Origin of the sequence: Azorhizobium sp. AG788, from assembly GCF_943371865.1 — a bacterium.
Lineage (GTDB): Bacteria > Pseudomonadota > Alphaproteobacteria > Rhizobiales > Xanthobacteraceae > Azorhizobium.
In genome coordinates, this window is record NZ_CALRWL010000003.1 from 100,798 (window position 1) to 120,074 (window position 19,277).

14 protein-coding genes are annotated in these 19,277 nt (G+C 67.9%); 1 reads left to right on the forward strand and 13 read right to left on the reverse strand.

Features of this window, described 5'->3' with window-relative positions; all coding sequences use genetic code 11:
- Positions 1-53: 53 nt before the first annotated feature.
- The 4 genes from AAG816_RS03320 to AAG816_RS03335 form a co-directional block, all read right to left on the reverse strand.
- Positions 54-206: a hypothetical protein gene (locus AAG816_RS03320; protein WP_341988070.1), complete on the reverse strand. Its 153-nt coding sequence runs from the start codon at positions 204-206 to the stop codon at positions 54-56.
- Between the two features lie 297 nt (positions 207-503).
- Positions 504-2,669, reverse strand: a complete 2,166-nt coding sequence (pnp, locus tag AAG816_RS03325) for a polyribonucleotide nucleotidyltransferase (RefSeq protein ID WP_341988071.1) — start codon at positions 2,667-2,669, stop codon at positions 504-506.
- Between the two features lie 417 nt (positions 2,670-3,086).
- Positions 3,087-3,356: a 30S ribosomal protein S15 gene (gene rpsO / locus AAG816_RS03330; RefSeq protein ID WP_341988072.1), complete on the reverse strand. Its 270-nt coding sequence runs from the start codon at positions 3,354-3,356 to the stop codon at positions 3,087-3,089.
- A 231-nt stretch (positions 3,357-3,587) separates the two neighbouring features.
- On the reverse strand, positions 3,588-5,183 hold the full coding sequence (locus tag AAG816_RS03335; RefSeq protein ID WP_341988073.1) for an ABC transporter substrate-binding protein: 1,596 nt from the start codon (positions 5,181-5,183) through the stop codon (positions 3,588-3,590).
- Positions 5,184-5,589: 406 nt separating this feature from the next.
- On the opposite strand from AAG816_RS03335, the gene AAG816_RS03340 reads away from it, so the two are divergent.
- A complete protein-coding gene (locus AAG816_RS03340; RefSeq protein WP_341988074.1) occupies positions 5,590-7,251 on the forward strand; it encodes a dihydroxyacetone kinase subunit DhaK in 1,662 nt (553 codons plus the stop codon).
- A 68-nt stretch (positions 7,252-7,319) separates the two neighbouring features.
- Here AAG816_RS03340 and truB read toward each other — a convergent pair whose 3' ends face one another.
- From truB to metK, 9 genes are all read right to left on the reverse strand, one after another.
- On the reverse strand, positions 7,320-8,450 hold the full coding sequence (gene truB / locus AAG816_RS03345) for a tRNA pseudouridine(55) synthase TruB (protein ID WP_341988075.1): 1,131 nt from the start codon (positions 8,448-8,450) through the stop codon (positions 7,320-7,322).
- Positions 8,447-8,914: a 30S ribosome-binding factor RbfA gene (gene rbfA / locus AAG816_RS03350; RefSeq protein ID WP_341988076.1), complete on the reverse strand. Its 468-nt coding sequence runs from the start codon at positions 8,912-8,914 to the stop codon at positions 8,447-8,449. Before rbfA ends, truB begins: the two co-directional genes overlap by 4 nt.
- Positions 8,915-9,265: 351 nt before the next feature.
- Entirely contained in the window at positions 9,266-12,451 is a 3,186-nt protein-coding gene (gene infB / locus AAG816_RS03355) for a translation initiation factor IF-2 (protein WP_341988077.1), read from the reverse strand.
- Positions 12,448-13,152: an RNA-binding protein gene (locus tag AAG816_RS03360; protein ID WP_341988078.1), complete on the reverse strand. Its 705-nt coding sequence runs from the start codon at positions 13,150-13,152 to the stop codon at positions 12,448-12,450. The genes infB and AAG816_RS03360 overlap by 4 nt, the downstream gene beginning before the upstream one ends.
- Positions 13,153-13,184: 32 nt before the next feature.
- The gene (nusA, locus tag AAG816_RS03365; protein ID WP_341988079.1) at positions 13,185-14,795 is read right to left on the reverse strand and encodes a transcription termination factor NusA; all 1,611 of its coding nucleotides are present in this window, start codon (positions 14,793-14,795) and stop codon (positions 13,185-13,187) included.
- Positions 14,795-15,658 (reverse strand): ribosome maturation factor RimP, encoded by an 864-nt coding sequence (gene rimP / locus AAG816_RS03370; RefSeq protein ID WP_341988080.1) that lies wholly within the window; start codon positions 15,656-15,658, stop codon positions 14,795-14,797. Before rimP ends, nusA begins: the two co-directional genes overlap by 1 nt.
- Before the next feature lie 620 nt (positions 15,659-16,278).
- On the reverse strand, positions 16,279-17,181 hold the full coding sequence (locus tag AAG816_RS03375; protein WP_341988081.1) for a LysR family transcriptional regulator: 903 nt from the start codon (positions 17,179-17,181) through the stop codon (positions 16,279-16,281).
- 75 nt (positions 17,182-17,256) lie between these two features.
- Entirely contained in the window at positions 17,257-17,898 is a 642-nt protein-coding gene (locus AAG816_RS03380; RefSeq protein WP_341988082.1) for a tRNA (guanine(46)-N(7))-methyltransferase TrmB, read from the reverse strand.
- A 139-nt stretch (positions 17,899-18,037) separates the two neighbouring features.
- Positions 18,038-19,231 (reverse strand): methionine adenosyltransferase, encoded by a 1,194-nt coding sequence (gene metK, locus AAG816_RS03385; protein ID WP_341988083.1) that lies wholly within the window; start codon positions 19,229-19,231, stop codon positions 18,038-18,040.
- Between the last annotated feature and the right edge of the window lie 46 nt (positions 19,232-19,277).

Here is a 19,277-nt window from a genome sequence, read left to right on the forward strand (position 1 = left end):
GCCGCGCCGGCCCCCAAAGGTCCCGTCGCGTCGGACCTTGCTCCGGCGGCGCGTCACCGATCGGTTTCGCCTTGCCCGGCCCAGGGCCGCCAGTGGGTGGGTTCGATGTCCACCACCTGCCGGCTTTCACAGTCCACCCAGTTGCGCCCCACCTTCTGGCAGGGGAAGACCAGGACGCAGGTTTCCGCGCCTTCGATGACGCACAACTCAAGCGCCTGATCCGTCGGCGCGATTGAGACGGGAAACCACGTATCACTGGGCCACGGACGACGGTTCATGGCTCCAGGCTAGGCCCGAAGCCATCCGCCCGCGTTGACCCGCATCAATCCGCGCGCCAGGCCCCGAAGGCACGGGAGCAATGACGTGCGGGCGATCCCGAAAAAGCGATCCCGAAAAATGGGCACGAAAAATGGGCACGAAAAAGGGCGGCACGAGGCCGCCCTTTCAAACTTGGAAGACGCCGGCCGGGAGAGCCCCGGCCGCGCGCCTCGGTCAGGATGACCTCACTCGGCGGCGCCGGCCTCGGCATCGTCAGCGGCGGCGTCCTTGGCCTTGGCTTCCAGGTCTTCACCGGTGACCTGATCGATGCCCTTCATGGACAGGCGGGTCTTGCCGCGCTCGTCGAAGCCGACCAGCTTGACCTTGACCTTGTCGCCTTCCTTGACCACGTCCGACACCTTGCCGACGCGCTCCTTGGAGAGCTGCGAGATGTGCACCAGGCCGTCCTTGGAACCGAAGAAGTTCACGAACGCGCCGAAGTCCACCACCTTCACCACGGTGCCGTCATAGACCACGCCGACCTCGGGCTCCGAGGCGATGGACTTGATCCAGTTGATGGCGGCCTTGATCGCATCGCCATTGGCGGAGGCGATCTTGATGGTGCCGTCGTCCTCGATGTTGATCTTGGCGCCGGTCTTTTCCACGATCTCGCGGATCACCTTGCCGCCGGAGCCGATGACTTCGCGGATCTTGTCGACCGCGATCTTCATCACCTCGATGCGCGGGGCATGTTCGCCCAGCTCGGCGCGCGCGGTGGTCAGCGCCTTGGCCATCTCGCCCAGGATGTGGGCGCGACCGCCATTGGCCTGCTCGAGGGCGACCTTCATGATCTCCTCGGTGATGCCGGCGATCTTGATGTCCATCTGCAGCGCGGTCACGCCACGCTCGGTGCCGGCCACCTTGAAGTCCATGTCGCCCAGGTGATCTTCATCACCCAGGATGTCCGAGAGCACGGCGAACTTGCCGTCTTCCAGGATCAGGCCCATGGCGATGCCCGCCACCGGACGACGCAGCGGCACGCCGGCGTCCATCAGGGACAGCGAGGCGCCGCAGACGGTGGCCATGGACGAGGAGCCGTTGGACTCCAGGATCTCGGACACCACGCGCAGGGTGTAGGGGAACTCATGCTTGGCCGGCAGCATGGGGTGGATGGCGCGCCACGCCAGCTTGCCATGGCCGATCTCGCGGCGGCCGGGCGAACCCATGCGGCCGGTCTCGCCCACGGAGAAGGGCGGGAAGTTGTAGTGCAGCAGGAAGTTTTCCTTGTAGGTGCCTTCCAGGCTGTCCACGAACTGCTCGTCTTCACCGGTGCCGAGGGTGGCGACCACCAGGGCCTGCGTCTCGCCGCGGGTGAACAGCGCCGAGCCATGGGCGCGGGGCAGGATGCCGACCTGCGACTCGATCGGGCGGACGGTCTTCACGTCGCGGCCGTCGATGCGGATGCCGTCGTCCAGGATGTTCCAGCGCACGATCTTGGCTTCCAGGCCCTTCAGGACCTCACCGATCTGCTGCGAGGTGGGACCGGCGACGCCGTCCTGGGCCTGCTCTTCGAAGAACTTCTTCACCTTGGACTTGGCAGCGCCGACCGCCTCGTAGCGGGTCTGCTTCTGCTTGATCTTGTAGGCGGCGCGCAGGTCGGCTTCGGCGATCTCGCGGATCTTGGCTTCGAGGGCGGAATGATCCGCCGGCACGAACAGGCGCGGCTCCTTGGCGGCCTTCTCGGCGAGGCGGATGATGGCCTCGATCACCGGCTGGAAGTGGCGATGACCGAACATCACCGCGCCGAGCATGATCTCCTCGGGCAGTTCCTTGGCTTCGGACTCCACCATCAGCACGGCGTCGGCGGTGCCGGCGACCACCAGGTCGAGGTCGCTTTCCTTGAGCTCATCCACGGTGGGGTTGAGCACATATTCGTCGCCGATGAAGCCGACGCGGGCGCCGCCGATGGGGCCCATGAACGGGATGCCCGACAGGGTCAGCGCGGCGGACGCGGCCACCATGGCCAGCACGTCCGGATCATTCTCCAGGTCGTGGGCGAGAACGGTGATCACCACCTGGGTGTCGTTCTTGTAGCCGGCGGGGAACAGGGGGCGGATGGGGCGGTCGATCAGGCGGGAGACCAGGGTCTCCTTTTCGCTCGGACGGCCTTCGCGCTTGAAATAGCCGCCGGGGATGCGGCCGGCGGCGTAGGTCTTTTCCTGATAGTTCACGGTCAGGGGGAAGAAGTCGAAGCCGGGCTTGGGCTCACGGGCGGAAACCACGGTGGCGAGCACGGTGGTGTCGCCATAGGTGGCGAGCACGGAGCCGTCGGCCTGACGGGCCATCTTGCCGGTCTCCAGGACCAGCGTGCGGCCACCCCAGTCGAGCTCTTCGCGATGGATGTCGAACATGGAAATCTCTCTCATTCTCAAGCGAAGCTAAGAGAGCCATGAGCAAGACGGCCGGACGCACCGCGCGCCAGCGCTCCCGGAACCGGGGGCGGCGACGACGGTTGCGTCCGGCGATCCTGCCATGACTTTCCTTGCACTTCGCGGTCTCGCGGCAAGCCCCATGCCCACCGCGTCTGTGCATGCCAGCAGAAAACGCCATCCGGCCATTTTCCGCGCGCGAGCGCTCATGCCCTCGCGCCTTACGTTACGGTCCTGCCATCGGTGCTGCGGGAGGAGAGGCCGTCTGGCCCGCCCTCCGTGCAGCGCGCGCTGCGACCGGGAGGCTCTGCCTGCCGACCGCGCCTGCGCGCCGTCATCCCCGACCAAAGCCGGAAAGTGCGCCGCGGGACAGTCCCGAAGCGCACCCGGTACCCAGCGTCAGCGACGCAGGCCCAGCTTGCCGATGATGGTCTTGTAGCGGCCCTCGTCCTTCTTCTTCAGATAGTCGAGGAGGCTACGACGCTGCGACACGAGCTTGAGCAGCCCGCGGCGAGAGTGGTTGTCCTTGTTATGGGACTTGAAGTGCTCGGTCAGGTTGGAGATGCGCTCGGAGAGGATCGCAACCTGGACTTCCGGCGAACCGGTATCGCCAGCCTTGGCACCATATTCCGTGATGAGCGCCAGCTTGCGCTCGTTGGTGATCGACATCGGGACGTCCTTTGCTGCTGATGGAAGCGGCGACCGGGGGCCAGAGGGCCGGAAGGGTCGCCTGAGCCGTTCGGTGGCCGGGCCGGGATGTCGTCCAGCGCGGTCAATCTCGAACGGAAACGGCGCGGGGGTTGAGCCCGCGCCGCGCAATATACAGAAATTCCCGTCGCCGACCAGTATTAAGTCAGGCGGGGCGCAACCCCTTGGCCCGCAAGGCGTTGCGGCGACACCTCACTGCAGGCCGATGGTGGTCAGGTCCTGGAACCAATGCTGGGCCTGCACGAAGCTCTTCACCTTGGGGTTGAGCGCGTGCGGGTTGGTGTCGTGCACCACCCAGACCAAGGCCGCATCGTCCACCACCAGAGCGTGGACTTGGGCCATCAGCTCGTCCTGCTTCTTGGGATCGAAGGTGGTCTTGGCCTCGTCGATCAGGGCATCCACCTTGGGGTTGTTGTAATAGCCCCAGTTCACGCCCACGGGGGCCACCTGGCGCGAATCGAAGAAGCGGATCAGCGCATAGAGCGGGTCCGAGGTCACATAAGCGATGTTGTTGGCGGTGATGCCGTTGTTGATCGGATCCTTCGCCCCCTTGCGCCAGTGGGTGTAGAGCGTCTCCAGCTCCACCACCTTGAACTCCACGTCGATGCCCACTTCCTTCAGATTCTGCTGGATGTACTCGTTCATGGGCAGCGACAGCATCTGCCCGGTGCCGCCCTGGGCGATGATGAAGGTGGTCTTCAGCGGCTTCTCCACCGAATAGCCCGCTTCCTTCACCAGCTTCTTGGCCGCCTCGGGATCATATTTGATGTCGAAGGTGGGCTTGCCGAACCAGGGGCTCTGGGAATCCACCTGGCCCTTGGCCGGGGCGGCGAGGCCGTTCATCAGCGCGACGATGCCCTCGCGATCGATGGCCAGATTGAGCGCCTTGCGCAGGCGCACATCGGTCCAGGGCGAGCCCGGCAGCTTGGACAGGTCGTAATTCCAGATGTGCGGCGTGACGTTGGTGACGATCTTCATCCCCGCCGCCTTCAGCTGCGGCACCGCGTCGGGCGCGGGGGTCTCGATGATGTCCACCTGGCCGGCCAGCAGCGCATTGGTGCGGGTGAGGGCTTCCGGCATGGGGATCAGGATCAGGCGGTCAGCCTTGGCGCTGCGGGCCTTGTCCCAATAGGCCTCGTTGCGCACCAGCTCCAGGCGTTCGCGCGGCACCAATTTATCCTGCTTGAACGGCCCGGTGCCGGAGGGGCTGGCGGCGAACTTGTCCCAGTCCTTGCCCACCTTCTCATATTGGGCCGGGCTGGAGACCAGGAACCACAGCAGCTGATAGGGGAAGAAGCTGTCGACCGACTTGGTGGTGATCTCCACCGTATAGTCGTCCACCTTGCGCCAGCTGGCCACGGAGGGCAGCCGGGTCTTCACCTGCGCTGCCTGACGCTGGTCGAACTGCGGTGCCTTGTCGTTGAGCACCTTGTCCAGGTTCCACACCACCGCATCGGCGGTGAAATCGGAGCCGTCGTGGAACTTCACGCCCTTGCGCAAGGTGAAGGTCCATTTCTTGGGATCGGCGGGATCCGCCTTCCATTCGGTGGCCAGGCCCGGCACCAGCTTGCCCGGCTTGTCGGCCACATTCATCTCCCACGCCACCAGCGGGTCGTAGATGGTGTAACCGGTGAATTGATAGGCACCGGCGCCGCGATCTGGCTGTCCGGTGGTCAAAGGAATGTCAGCCATGGAAATGCCGTAGCGCACCACGCTCTCGGCCTTGGCGGCGCCGGCCAGCGCCACGCCCGCAATCACAGCGGCTATACCCAATACTCGGCGCATCATGCCACGTCTTCCTTCCACAGGAGCGGATCGAACCGACCTTGAGGAAAGCAAGACGCATGCCGATTTTGTATACATTATCTCACGGATTTGTGTGCGGTCCGCCCCCTGCCCCCGGTCTCCCGCATTTGGCCCCGGGCACCTTGCTCTGCCGAGAGACGGCTGCGCCGCTCACCCATGGTCACCGCACCGGGATCGCGCCCCTTAGTACCGGTCATCGCGCCAATTGCCCGGCTTCTATTCATCGACATATGTTGCGCTGCAAAATTGAACCGACCTTGTCATCAATGCCGGTGCGGCGTTTAACTTGCACACTGGTGTCATTTCGAGGCCTTACGCTGCTTTTGTTTTTCCCGATACCTCCATGCGTGACGCTGCTTTGGCGTCCACACCAAGCGGAACTGCCCCCATGAAGCATTTTTTCAATCGCCGGGAGAGCATCGTCACCGAGGCCCTGGATGGGCTGCTGCGCACCGCGCCGGCGGGCAAGCTGGCGCGGCTGGATGGCTATCCGGGCATCAAGGTCATCGTCCGCGCCGACTGGGACAAGGCCAAGGTGGCGGTGATCTCCGGCGGCGGCGCCGGCCATGAGCCCTCTCACGCCGGCTTCGTCGGCAAGGGTATGCTCACCGCCGCGGTGTCCGGCGAGATCTTCGCCTCCCCCAGCGTGGAAGCGGTGCTCACCGCCATCCGCGCCGTCACCGGCGCCCCGGGCTGCCTGCTGGTGGTGAAGAATTACACCGGCGACCGCCTCAACTTCGGCCTCGCCGCTGAGAAGGCGCGGGCGGAGGGCTATGCGGTGGAGATGGTGATCGTCGGCGACGATATCGCCTTGCCGGACATTGCCCAGCCCCGCGGCGTGGCCGGCACCTTGTTCGTGCACAAGATCGCCGGCCATGTGGCCGAGAGCGGCGCCGACCTTGCGCAGGTGGCCGCCGCCGCCCAGGCGGCAGCGGGGGACATCGTCTCGCTTGGCATGTCGCTCTCCACCTGCTCGATTCCCGGCCAGGCCCATGAGGAGCGCCTCGGCGAGGCGGAAGGCGAGCTGGGCCTCGGCATCCATGGCGAGCCCGGCGTGGAGCGCATCGCGGTGCAGTCCGCCGATGCGCTGATCGCCACCATGACCGAACGCCTCGCTGCCCGGCTCACGCCCGGTGCGCCGCAGGCCCTGCTGATCAACAATCTGGGCGCGGTGCCGCCGCTGGAAATGAGCCTGATCGCCGATGCGGTGCTCTCGTCACCCTTGGCCGCGCATGTGAAGCTGATCATCGGCCCGCGCCCCCTGATGACGGCGCTGAACATGAACGGCTTCTCGCTGTCCCTGATCACGCTCGATCCGGCCCGCGAAGCGGCCCTGCTCGCCCCCGTGGACCCCGCCGCCTGGGCGGTGCCGGTAGAGCGGCAAGAGATCCAGGTGCTGCCGCTGCCCAAAGGCGCGGGCGAGGCCGTTGCCCCCGCCGCCAGTGCCGATGCGGCGCTCGAAGGCGTCTTGGCTGCCGTGTGCGCCCATCTCATCGCCCAGGAAGCGGAGCTGAACCGGCTCGACGCCCGCATCGGCGATGGCGACACCGGCTCCACCGTGGCCACCGCCGCCCGGGCCATCGAAGCGCGGCTTACGGAGCTTCCCTTGGCCAGCCTGCCCGCCACCTTCGGCGCCATGGGCCATATCCTGGGCACCCATATGGGCGGATCGAGCGGCGTGCTGGCCTCGATCTTCTTCACCGCCGCCGCCAAGGCGCTGGACGACACCGCCGACCTGCCCGCCGCCTTGTTGGCGGGCCTGGAACGGCTGACCTTCTATGGCGGCGCCACGCCCGGCGCCCGCACCCTGGTGGATGCGCTCGATCCCGGCCTGCGGGCACTGGCAAGCGAGGGACCGCTGGGGGCCGCCCGTGCGGCCCGCGCCGGGGCGGAAGCCACCCGCACCATGACCCGCGCCATGGCGGGACGCGCGGCCTATCTCAGCGCGCAGAATTTGGACGGCGTGGCCGATCCCGGCGCGGTGGCGGTGGCGGGCATCTTCGAGGTGATCGCCGGCCATCGGGCCGGTGCGGCGCGCGCCGCCTCGTAGACTAGTCGCCCCCCAGAAGCGCAAAAAGGGCACGGCGCGCACGCCGTGCCCTTCTAGTTAAAGGCCAATCAGGCTTCGAAGTCGGGCTCGTCGCGGGGCAGGTCCGCGGGGGCAAAGTCCTCGCGGGCCGGGCGCGGCGCGGCGGGGCGCACCGGCGGCCGGCTCTGCTTGGCCCAGTTGAACACCCGGTGCGGCAGCACTTCGCCGCCCTGGGCATCGCCGATAGCGATCAGCGACTCCTGGCACAGGATGGCCACATGGCCTTCCAGGATCGGGGCATCGCGGCCGCGCAGGATCACCGGCTGGCCACAGCGCAACCGATGGGCATCGGACGGCGTGACCGAAAGCTGCGGGATCTCCTCCAGCGCCGAACCGACCGGGTCAAGGGCCTCGAACAGGTCCGCATCGCCAGCCTCGGCGCGGGCGCGCAATTCGTCCAGCGGCACCAGATCCTCTTCCAGGAACGGGCCGACGCAGGCGCGGCGCAGCATGGAGACGTGGCCGCGGGTGCCCAGCAGCCGGCCCAGATCGCGGGCGATGGCGCGCACATAGGTGCCCTTGCCGCATTCCGCTTCCAGCACCGCATGGTCCGCATCGGGACGCTCCACCAGCTCGATGCGGTGGATGGTGACCGGGCGGGCTTCGAGGATCACCTCGGCGCCCTCGCGGGCGAGGTCATAGGCGCGCTCGCCGGCGATCTTCAACGCCGAATAGGCCGGCGGCACCTGCATGATCTGGCCGAGGAAGCCCTCCAGCGCGGTGCGAATCTCGTCGTCCGAGGGGCGGTGATCGCTCTCGGCGACGCTCTTGCCTTCGCTGTCGTCCGTATCGGTCTCGATGCCGAAGGTCACGGCGAAACGGTAGGTCTTGCGGCCGTCCATGATGTAGGGGACGGTCTTGGTGGCCTCGCCCAGAGCGATGGGCAGGCAGCCGGAGGCGAGCGGATCGAGCGTGCCCGCATGGCCGGCCTTCTTGGCCGCGAACAGGCGCTTCACCACCGCCACCGCCTGGGTGGAGGTCATGCCGCTGGGCTTGTCCAGCAGCACCCAGCCGTCCACGTCGCGCTTCGGCGCGCGGGGGGCCTGATCGCGCTGGCCCTGGCCGCGCGGGCCACGCCCGTCACGGCCACGGGGCGCCCGCGCAGCGAGGTCGGCGAGGTCTGCGGACGCTTCCTCGGGGCGGGGGAAAGGCGCGTTCATGCTTGTTCGTCCTTGTGGGCGTCGGCGGTGTGAGCGTCGTCGGAAGGGGGGGCGTCGGCGTCATGCGCCGGATCTTTGCCGAGGTCGCGGGCGACCTCGGGCTTGCGCAGCAGCGCGTCGATGCGGGCGCCCTCGTCGAACGAGGTGTCCTTCAGGAAGCGCAGCGAGGGCACGGACTTCAGTTCCACCCGCCGGCCCACTTCGGTGCGCAGCATCTTCTGGTTCGCCGCCAGGGCTTTCAGCACCGGCGTCACGTCCTTGCCGCCCAGCGGCATCACGTAACAGGTGGCGATCTTGAGGTCCGGCGACATGCGCACTTCGGGTACGGTCACCAGCACCCCGGACAGCACCGGGTCCACATGGTCGCCGCGCTGCAGCACATCGGCGAGGGCATGGCGCACCAATTCGCCCACGCGCAGCATGCGCTGGCTCGGGCCGGAGCCCGAACGGTCATTTGTCTTCATGAGTCCAACCTTCAAAGGCCCGGCAACAGCGGCGCGGGCCTGCGGAAAACACGAAGCGGGGCGGACTTGGACCGCCGCGCTCCGGGTGAATCTGACGCCACGGCCAAGGCGCGGCCCGGTCGGCGCGACGCCGGCCCGGTCCTGCGCCCCAGCGGGGCCTTCCTCGTGTCCGGCATGCCGCCGGCCGTCATATTCCGCGATGCTTCGCCGGCTCAAGATGCCGGGCGCGCGTCGGGACTGAGGGGCGGGCGACCGAGGAACCGCAGTCCCGAAGGACCGGACGGCACCGGATCTGAACGAAAACGCCGGCGCCGGAGATGTCCCCGGCGCCAGCTGTTCCGTAGGCCTGGACTACAGCGACCGCTGCACGATCTCGACGCGATAGCACTCGATCACGTCGTTGGCGCGCATGTCCTGATAGCCTTCGAACGACATGCCGCACTCCTGGCCGGCCACGACTTCCTTCACCGCATCCTTGAAGCGGTTCAGGGTCGCCAGCTTGCCTTCGTGGATCACGACATTGTCGCGGATCAGGCGCACATGCTGGCCCCGCTCCACGGTTCCGTCCGTGACCCGGCAGCCCGCCACCTTGCCGACCTTCGACACAGCGAAGATCTCCAGGATGAGCGCGTTGCCCAGCATGGTCTCCCGGGTGATGGGCGCGAGCAGGCCGCTCATGGCCTTCTTCACGTCATCCACCAGGTCGTAGATGATGTTGTAGTAGCGGATTTCCACACCCGCCCGCTCGGCCGCGTCGCGCGCTTCCTTGTTGGCACGCACGTTGAAGCCGATGATCGCGGCGCCCGACGTTTCCGCCAGCGTCACGTCGCTCTCGTTGATGCCGCCGGCGCCGGAATGGATGATCCGGGCCTGGACTTCCTCGTTGCCGACCTTTTCCAGGGCGCCAATGATCGCTTCCACCGAGCCGGACACGTCGCCCTTGATGATGAGCGGGAATTCCTTGCGGCCCGTGGACCGCACCTGGCTCATCATCTGCTCCAGCGAACCGCGGATGGTGGCGGAACGGGCCGCCGCCTTCTCGCGCTTCTGGCGCTGGCGATAGTCGGTGATTTCGCGGGCACGCGCCTCGCTCTCCACCACCGCCAGACGGTCGCCCGCCTCCGGGGTGCCGGAGAAGCCCAGCACTTCCACCGGCAGGGACGGCCCCGCGGTGTTGGTGTTGGCGCCGGTGTCGGTGATGAGGGCGCGGACGCGGCCGAACTCGGCCCCGGCCACCACCACATCGCCCACCTTCAAGGTGCCGCGCTGAACCAGCACGGTCGCCACCGGGCCGCGACCGCGATCGAGCTTGGCTTCCACCACCGTGCCCTCGGCGGGACGGTCGGGATTGGCGCGCAGATCGAGCAGTTCCGACTGCAGCGCGATCATCTCGAGCAGCTTGTCGAGGTTGATCTGCTTGGTGGCGGAGACCTCCACTTCCAGCGTCTCGCCGCCCATGCTTTCCACCTGCACCTCATACTGGAGCAGTTCGGAGCGCACGCGCTCAGGCTTGGCGTCGGGCTTGTCGATCTTGTTGATCGCCACGATCAGCGGCACCTTGGCGGCGCGGGCGTGGTTGATGGCCTCGATGGTCTGGGGCATCACGCCGTCGTCCGCCGCCACCACCAGCACCACGATATCCGTCACCTTGGCGCCGCGGGCGCGCATGGCGGTGAAGGCGGCGTGGCCGGGGGTGTCGATGAAGGTGATCTTGCTGCCCGACGGCGCCGTCACTTGATAGGCGCCGATGTGCTGGGTGATGCCGCCGGCTTCGCCGGAGACCACGGTGGTCTTGCGCAGCGCATCCAGCAGCGAGGTCTTGCCGTGGTCGACATGGCCCATGATGGTCACGACGGCCGGGCGCGGCAGCAGGTTCTCGGGCTCGTCCGCAGTATCGAACAGGCCTTCTTCCACGTCCGATTCCGAGACGCGGCGCACCGTATGACCCAGTTCCACGGCGATCAGCTCGGCGGTGTCGGCGTCGATCACGTCGGTGATCTTCACCATCTGGCCTTGCTTCATCAGCATGCGGATCACGTCCACGGCGCGTTCCGACATGCGGTTCGCCAGTTCCTGGATCGTGATGGTCTCGGGCAGCACCACCTCGCGGGTGATCTTTTCCTTGCTCTCCTGGGCGCGGTGCCCGGTCATGCGCTGGGTGCGACGACGGAACGATGCGACGGAGCGCTGACGCTCCTCCTCACCGGACTGCGCGGTGACCAGCGTCAGGCGGCCGCGATGCTTTTCGCCACCCGGACCCTTGGGCAGCTTGACCGGCGCCACCGGGCGAACCGGCGTCGCGCCACGGCGCGCGGGACGACGATCGTCCTCCTCGGTGGTGGCGGTGGTCGGGGCGCCCGGAGCGCCGGGCGCACGGGGGGTGGTCGGACGGGCGGCAGTGCCGGTGGAGGGCGCCGTGCCGCTGATGGGGCGACCATCCTCGCCGAAGCGCTTGCGCGCTTCCTGCTCGGCCCGACGCTTGCTCTCGTCGTCATTGGCCTTGCGGCTTTCCTCCTCGCGCTTGCGCGCTTCGGCGGCTTCCCGCTCGGCGCGCTCGGCGCGCTCACGCTCGGCGCGGCGACGGGCTTCGTCCTCCGCGATCCGGCGCTCTTCCTGCATGCGCTTTTCTTCGCCCTCGCGGACGCGGGCGTCGGCCAGCGCACTGGCGCGCATGTTGCGTTCTTCTTCGGTCAGGGTGCGCAGCACCACGCCGGAACCGCCGGGGCGGTTGGCACCGGGACGGGCGGGCGGGCCGCCGGCACCGGGCCGACGCTCGCCGCCGGGACCACCGGAGCGCTGATTGTTGGCGCCGGGACCGCTATTGCGGTTCTGGCTGCCGGCCGGGCCGCTGCCGGTGCGCTGCGGCGCGCCGGGACGCTGGGCGGCGCCGGACGGACGCGAGGTCGAGCCGGCCGAAGAGGTGGCGGCCGGACGCGGCGCGCTCGGTGCCGGGCGGGCCTCGGGAGCCTTGGCCACGACCGGGGTCGCGGGAGCTGCGGCAACCGGTGCGGCCGCAGGTGCAGCGGCAGCCGGAGCCGCGGCAACGGGCGCCGGAGCGGCCGGGGCAGCGGCGGCCTCAGCAACCACAGGCGCCGCAGGCGTCGGAGCCGGAGCTGCCACCGGAGCCGCAGCGACCGGCGCCGGAGCGGGGGTCGCAGGAGCAGCGGGAGCCGCCACGGGCGCCGCGGCCTTGGCGTCGACCGGCGCGGGCGCCGCCTCCGCTGCAGCGGCAGGAGCCGGGGTTGGGGTCGGGGCAGCCGGGCGCGGCGCGGCGGGAGCCGCAGCGGCAGGAGCCGCGGGGCGCGGCGCAGCAGCCGCCGGCGCAGGGGCCGGTGTGCTGGGCGCGGCAGCGCCGGCGGCGCCGGCTTCACCCGGGCCGATCACGCGCCGCTTCACCTTCTCCACCACCACCGCCTTGGAGCGGCCATGGCTGAAGCTCTGGCGAACGGTGCCCTGCTCCACCGGGCGCTTCAACGTCAGCGTCTTGCCGGGGGCGGGATGGAGCGTCTTGTCGCCGGGGGTCTTAGTGTCGTTCATTCCGTATCCGTTCCTTGCATCCGGTCGGGCGGCGGGCAATGCCCTTCCGGAGCGCTGGCGGCTGAGCCCATTCGCCAGCGCTCGAGCCTACGGCAGCGCGCGAGAAATCCCGCGGTCGTCGGATGCGCGAGCAGCGCTGCATGTACCACATTTGACCGCCCCAGCGCCAAGTCCAATTCGAGCCCTGAAAAGCAGTCTACGACGGCCACCGGACGCATCCCGGCAGCCTCCATCTGACGGGCGAACCCGTTCAGTTTGCGAACCCCGTCGGGACGGGCGTCCGCGGCGTGGAGAATGAGAGAAACCGTATCGGAGGCGAGCGCCGCTTCCGCTTTGGTGGTGCCGGTCACGACCTTGCCCGCCTTGTTGGCGATGGACAGCGCTGCGCGGGTGTCGGCCAGCAGCAGCGTTTCCACAAGATCCGGCAGGGCGGGCGTAGTGGTTCCCTTGCCCTTGAAGGCGCGCCCGAACGCCTTGCGCTTCAGCACAAGGTTCAGGGCATCGCGAGTGGCGGTAACCCAGGCGCCACGCCCGGGCAGCTTACAGGCGAGATCCGGAACGACACTGTCGTCCGGCCCCACCACAAACCGCAGCATATCGGATACCGGCGTCACCGTGCGGGTGGCGAGGCACAGACGTGCTTCGGGCGCCCGCGCGGAATTCAGCCCGCGCGGCCCCCCATCCGTCTCTTCCTGGTCCACACTCGCTAGCACGCTGGGTCATCTCCTTGCGCTCAGGCGGATTCATCATCGGACGCGGCGTCTTCGCCTTCGTCCGATGTTTGATTCATATCGTCTTCGGTGATCCAGCCGGCCGCGACGCGGGCCTGGAGGATCAACTGTTCCGCGTCTTCGCGGGTCAGTTCGAAGCCGTCGAGGGCGCCGGGGAAGCGGACGGTCTCGCCGTCCTTGCGCTCGCTCCAGCCCACCAGATCGTCGGTGGCGCAGCCGGCGAGATCCTCGGTGCTCTTGATGTCGTTCTTGCCGAACGCCACCAGCATCTTGGAGGTGACGCCGGGCACGGTCTTCAGATCGTCCGCCACACCCAGCTCGCGGCGCTCGGCGTCGAGCGCCTCTTCCACGTCGGCCAGATGCTTGAGGGCGCGGGCCTGAAGTTCGCCGGCGGTCTCTTCATCGAAGCCTTCGATGGAGCCCAGTTCCGAGATCGGCACGTAAGCGATTTCTTCCACCGAGGTGAAGCCTTCGGAGGTGAGCAGCTGGCCCATCATCTCGTCGAGGTCGAGGGCCTCGGCGAACATCTGGGTGCGCTCGGCGAATTCCTTCTGCCGGCGCTCGCTCTCTTCCTGCTCGGTCATGATGTCGATGTCCCAGCCGGTGAGCTGGGAGGCAAGGCGCACATTCTGGCCGCGGCGGCCGATGGCCAGCGACAGCTGGGCGTCGGGCACCACCACTTCGATGCGCTCGCGATCCTCGTCCAGCACCACCTTGACCACTTCGGCCGGGGCAAGCGCATTGACGATGAAGGTGGCGATCTCCGGGCTCCAGGGGATGATGTCGATCTTCTCGCCCTGCAGCTCGTTCACCACCGCCTGCACGCGCGATCCGCGCATACCGACGCAGGCGCCCACCGGGTCCACGGACTGGTCGCGGGAGACCACGGCGATCTTGGCGCGGGAGCCGGGATCACGGGCCACCGCCTTGATCTCGACGATGCCGTCGTAGATTTCCGGCACTTCCTGGGCGAACAGCTTCGCCATGAACTGCGGATGGGTGCGGGAGAGGAAGATCTGCGGGCCGCGGGGTTCGCGGCGCACGTCATAGATATAGGCGCGGACGCGATCGCCGGTCTTCACCACTTCGCGCGGCAGCAGTTCGTCGCGGCGCATGATGGCTTCGCCGCGGCCGAGATCGACCACCACGTTGCCATATTCGACCCGCTTGACCAGGCCGTTGGAGACCTCGCCGATGCGGTCCTTATATTCGTCATACTGCCGGTCGCGCTCGGCCTCGCGCACCTTCTGCACGATCACCTGCTTGGCCGACTGGGCGGCGATGCGCCCGAAGTCGAACGGCGGCAAGGTGTCCGCGATGGTGTCGCCCACCTGGGCGGCGGGATTGTGCCGGCGGGCGCCATCCAGGGTGATCTCGATGGCGGAATTGTCCACCTCGTCCACCACCAGCAGATGCCGGGCGAGCCGCAGTTCGCCGGTGCGCGGGTTGATCTCCGCGTGGATGTCCGTCTCCTGGCCGTAGCGCGAGCGCGCGGCCTTGGCGATGGCGTCTTCCATCGCCGCGATGACGATGCTCCGGTCGATGGTTTTTTCCCGCGCGACCGCTTCGGCGATCTGCAGCAGTTCCAGCCGGTTTGCGCTGACGGCAACCATCAGTGCGTCTCCTTCGCTTTGGGCTTGCCCGTCCGCTCGGCGCGGGGGACAGGATTGGAGGTGGCGAGGTCGATCTCTTCGGTGGCAGAGCGCTTGCCCTTGCCGGCCTTCTTCAGCTGCGTCGCCTTTTCGGCCTTGGCCGCCTTGCGGGCGGCCTTCTCGGCGCGCTTGTCGGCGGTCGCCGCCGCCTTCTTGGCATTGGCCCGTTCCGCATTGGCGGCGTCGGTGGCCATCTTGCGGGCGTCGGCCTCGGCCTCGGCGTCGTCTTCGACCGCGTCGTCGAGATCATCGTCGTCGCGCTCGGCGGCCTTGGCCCGGCGCAGCGCCTCGGTGATGAGGGCGTCGGTCAGCACCAGCTTGGCTTCGCCGATGTCGGCGGCGGGCAGGTCCACATCGGGATCTTCGCCGGCGGGGGCATCGGTGCGGCGCAGCACGGCGGCTTCGCCCTTGGTGCCCAGGAGGATGCCGCGGAACCGCTTGCGACCGGCCACCGGCACGGCCATTTCCACCTTCACCTCATGGCCGGACCACCGGGCGAAGTCCGACAGCCGCACCAGCGGCCGGTCGATGCCGGGGGAGGACATTTCCAGGCGGTAGGCGCTGGCGATGGGATCTTCCACGTCCAGGACCGGCGATATGGCGCGCGACGCAGCCTCGCAATCCTCGATGGTCATGGAACCGTCAGGCCGTTCGGCCATGATCTGGCAGGTGCCGCCGTCCCGGGCGGTGATCTTCACCCGCACCAGGCGCAGGTTCAGGTCCGCGAGCACGGGCGTGACGATGGCGGCCACACGGGCGGCCACGCCATTTTCGGTGATCAGGCGCGGTTCGTTGGGATCCAGCGCGTCGAGAGCTTCGGTCATGTCCCTCCGGGACGGGTCGTTTGGCTTGAACAAAAGTTGGCTTGAACACAGGGTCGTGTTGCCGGGCGTTCTGAGGACCCGGCGGGGATGCCGCCCCCGGCGCACTGCCGGACGGGCATCAAAATCTCTGCAGTCCGACCCGTTTCCGGGCCGGCTCGGAGCCGCCAGCCGAGACGGGATGATCCGCGTAAGCAGAAAACGAGCGGGCCCCGCTGGGGACCCACTCTCATCACCTTCGACGACGATGGCTCTGAGGCATCCCCATGGGGGACGGCTGCAATATAGACGTAAAACCAAAAGGCGCAAGCGGAAGCAGACCGGCTTCTTTTCCGTCGTTTTCGCCGCCGTCCGGAGCGGCGGGACGGCCCCGGGAATGACCCGGTTGGCCCGATCATCTCCACCCGGCGGCCTGCCTGTGGCGGGCGCAGCACCGGGATGATCTCGATCGGAGGGGGAGTTTGGTTTGCCGGACGCCCTGAAAGCGCCCCGGAGCGCCTGAGGCGTCCGGGGCAGTGCAGCAAGGGTCAGAAATGCAGCACGCTCGGTGCCGACATTGATCATTCAAATCAATTGAACGCGGTCGGTCCAATCGTTTGCGTGCAAGGATTGATCGACGCTGTCTATGAAGTGGCGCCGTCGTCCGGCCAGGTCCAGCGCTGCGCCAGCCGCAGGAAGGCGGCAGCCACCGGGGCCAGCGGATCGCGCTCGGCCAGCACCAGGCCCACCGGCTGGCCGCATTCCGGCCCCTCCAGCGGCACCGCGGCGATGTCGGCACTGCGCCCGAAGGTGGCCAGATGGGTGTGCGGCACGATGCTGGCCCAGGCGCCGGAGCCCACCTGCGACCACACGCCGAAAAACGAATTAGCCTCGATGCGCGGCAGCGAAGCGACACCGGCCCGCGCCAGAGCCTCATCGATGATCTGGCGGTTCTGCATGTCCGGCGTCAGCAGGCACAGCGGATAGCTCGCCGCCTCCGCCCAGGTCATGGTCGCCGGCAAAGCTGCGCCGGCACGGGCGGTCACGAATACGTAGCGCTCCTGGTAGAACGGCAGCCAACGCATGCGGGCGGGGCGCACGCCGGTGAGATAGCTCACCCCCGCATCCAGCGCCTGATCGTCGATGCCGCGCTGAATGGCCAGCGCGCTCAGGGAGTTGATCTGCACCCGCACGTCGGGATGGCGGGCGCAGAACGCCGTCACCAGATCCGGCAAGGCCGGCAGCGTCGCCGGCACGGCGCCGAGGCGCAGGATGCCGGAGAGGCCGGCCTCGGCGCCGGAGAGATCCTGCCGCAGGCTCTCATAATCGTCGATGATACGCTGGGCCCAGCCCAGCACCCGCGTGCCTTGGTCGGTCAGGCCCATGAAGCGGTGCCCGCGCAGCACCAAAGGCTGGCCCAATTCCTCTTCCAGCTTGCGCAGGCCGGCGGACAAGGTGGGCTGGGTCACATGGCAGGCATCGGCGGCACGGCCGAAATGGCCCTCGCGGGCCACGGCCACCAGATAATGCAGCTGGCGGACGAACATGGCCGTGCCCCTCGTGCGGTCAGAACGCCCTTTTAGGCTTTCGCCGGGCGGCGCCACAAGGCCGGACGCGCAGCGTCAGATGCGCTCGAACGCGAGATAGGTGGGCACCCGGCCCACTTGCAGCGCCTTGGCCTCATAGCGGGTGCCGGGCCAGAACGGATAGGGCGTGCGCCAGTCGTCGGCGCGGGTCTGGGTCCAGCGGAAGGCGCCATGGGCGCGCACTTCGCGCAAGGTCCAGTCCACATAATCGGCCACGTCGCTGGCAAAGCGGAAGGTGCCGCCGGGGCGCAGGGCGCGGGCGAGCAGATCGAGATTGTCGGGCCGGACGAACCGCCGCTTCCAGTGCCGGCGCTTGGGCCAGGGATCGGGATAGAGCAGTTCCACCTGGGCCAGCGACGCCGCGGGCAGGCGCTCCAGCAGCAGCGCCGCATCCTGGTTGAACAGCCGTACATTGGGCAGCGGGCGGTCCGTCAGGGTCTGGGACATCTTGGCCATGCCGTTCAAGAACGGCTCGATGCCGATATAGCCCATGTCCGGGCAGCGGGCCGCCTCCGCCATCAGATGCTCGCCGCCGCCGAAGCCGATCTCCAGCCGCAATTCGGCGATCGCGTGCGGGAACAGGCCCGCCAGCGGCAGCAGATGGTCGAGATCGATGAGATAGCCGGGCAAGGTGCCATCGAGGGCATCCTGCTGCGCCTGGCGCAGGGGCTTGCCCACGCGACGCCCGTAGAAGGCGCCCTTATGTTCGCTGTCGGAAATCAAAGTCTCACGCCGGCGCGCCGGCATCCTTCCGGGGCTTGAAAATGCGCATGGCCGGGACGAACCCGGCCATGCGGACCACGATGGCGCGAACCGATCAGGCCAGAGCGGCCTTCAGGGCCGCGGCGATGTCGGTGCGCTCCCAGGAGAAGCCGCCATCCGCTTCCGGCGCGCGGCCGAAATGGCCGTAGGCGGAGGTGCGGGCATAGATCGGCTTGTTGAGGCCCAGGTGCTCGCGGATGCCGCGGGGACGCAGGTTCACCACTTCGCGCAGGGCGAGTTCCAGCTTGGCTTCGTCCACCTGGCCGGTGCCGTGCAGGTCCACATAGACCGCCAGCGGATCGGACACGCCGATGGCATAGGCCAGCTGGATGGTGGCGCGGTCGGCGAGGCCGGCGGCCACCACATTCTTGGCCAGATAGCGCGCCGCATAAGCGGCCGAGCGGTCCACCTTGGTGGGATCCTTGCCGGAGAAGGCGCCGCCGCCGTGGGGCGCCGCTCCGCCGTAAGTGTCCACGATGATCTTGCGGCCGGTGAGGCCGCAATCGCCATCGGGACCGCCGATCACGAACTTGCCGGTGGGATTGACGTGCCACACGGTCTCGTCGGTCACCCAGCCGGCGGGCAGGGCTTCCAGGATGTAGGGCTTCACCAAAGCGTGCACGTCCTGGGAGGTCATGGCCTCGTCCAGATGCTGGGTGGACAGCACGATCTGGGTGACGCCGACCGGCTTGCCATTCTCATAGCGCACGGTGACCTGGCTCTTGGCGTCGGGACCGAGCTGCTTGGCGTCACCGGAGTGACGGGCATCGGTCAGCACCTTGAGGATCTTGTGGGCGTAGAAGATCGGCGCCGGCATCAGCTCCGGGGTCTCATTGACCGCATAGCCGAACATGATGCCCTGGTCGCCCGCGCCTTCGTCCTTGTTGCCGGCGATATCCACGCCCTGGGCAATGTCGGCGGACTGCGCGTGCAGCAGCACTTCGATCTTGGCATTCTTCCAGTGGAAGCCCTCCTGCTCATAGCCGATGGCCTTGATCGCCTTGCGGGCGAGGTCATCGATGAGCTCGGGGGTCACGGCGGACGGGCCGCGGGTCTCGCCGGCGATCACCACCCGATTGGTGGTGGCCAGCGTCTCGGCAGCCACGCGCACCTGCGTGGTGTCGAAGCCGTTCTCAATGGACGCCCGAAAGAAGGCATCGACCACTTCATCGGAGATCCGGTCGCAAACCTTGTCGGGATGCCCTTCGGAGACGGACTCGCTGGTGAAAAGATAGGACTGACGCGCCATGACTGCTTCCTCTTGCCCCCCACGCGGCTTGCCGTCTTGTGGCAAG

Bases quoted from the DNA above. Each gene is read 5' to 3' on its own strand.
- pnp (WP_341988071.1), bottom strand. From the start codon at position 2,669: ATGTTCGACATCCATCGCGAAGAGCTCGACTGGGGTGGCCGCACGCTG.
- rpsO (WP_341988072.1), bottom strand. From the start codon at position 3,356: ATGTCGATCACCAACGAGCGCAAGCTGGCGCTCATCACGGAATATGGT.
- AAG816_RS03335 (WP_341988073.1), bottom strand. From the start codon at position 5,183: ATGATGCGCCGAGTATTGGGTATAGCCGCTGTGATTGCGGGCGTGGCG.
- AAG816_RS03340 (WP_341988074.1), top strand. From the start codon at position 5,590: ATGAAGCATTTTTTCAATCGCCGGGAGAGCATCGTCACCGAGGCCCTG.
- truB (WP_341988075.1), bottom strand. From the start codon at position 8,450: ATGAACGCGCCTTTCCCCCGCCCCGAGGAAGCGTCCGCAGACCTCGCC.
- rbfA (WP_341988076.1), bottom strand. From the start codon at position 8,914: ATGAAGACAAATGACCGTTCGGGCTCCGGCCCGAGCCAGCGCATGCTG.
- infB (WP_341988077.1), bottom strand. From the start codon at position 12,451: ATGAACGACACTAAGACCCCCGGCGACAAGACGCTCCATCCCGCCCCC.
- nusA (WP_341988079.1), bottom strand. From the start codon at position 14,795: ATGGTTGCCGTCAGCGCAAACCGGCTGGAACTGCTGCAGATCGCCGAA.
- rimP (WP_341988080.1), bottom strand. From the start codon at position 15,658: ATGACCGAAGCTCTCGACGCGCTGGATCCCAACGAACCGCGCCTGATC.
- AAG816_RS03375 (WP_341988081.1), bottom strand. From the start codon at position 17,181: ATGTTCGTCCGCCAGCTGCATTATCTGGTGGCCGTGGCCCGCGAGGGC.
- metK (WP_341988083.1), bottom strand. From the start codon at position 19,231: ATGGCGCGTCAGTCCTATCTTTTCACCAGCGAGTCCGTCTCCGAAGGG.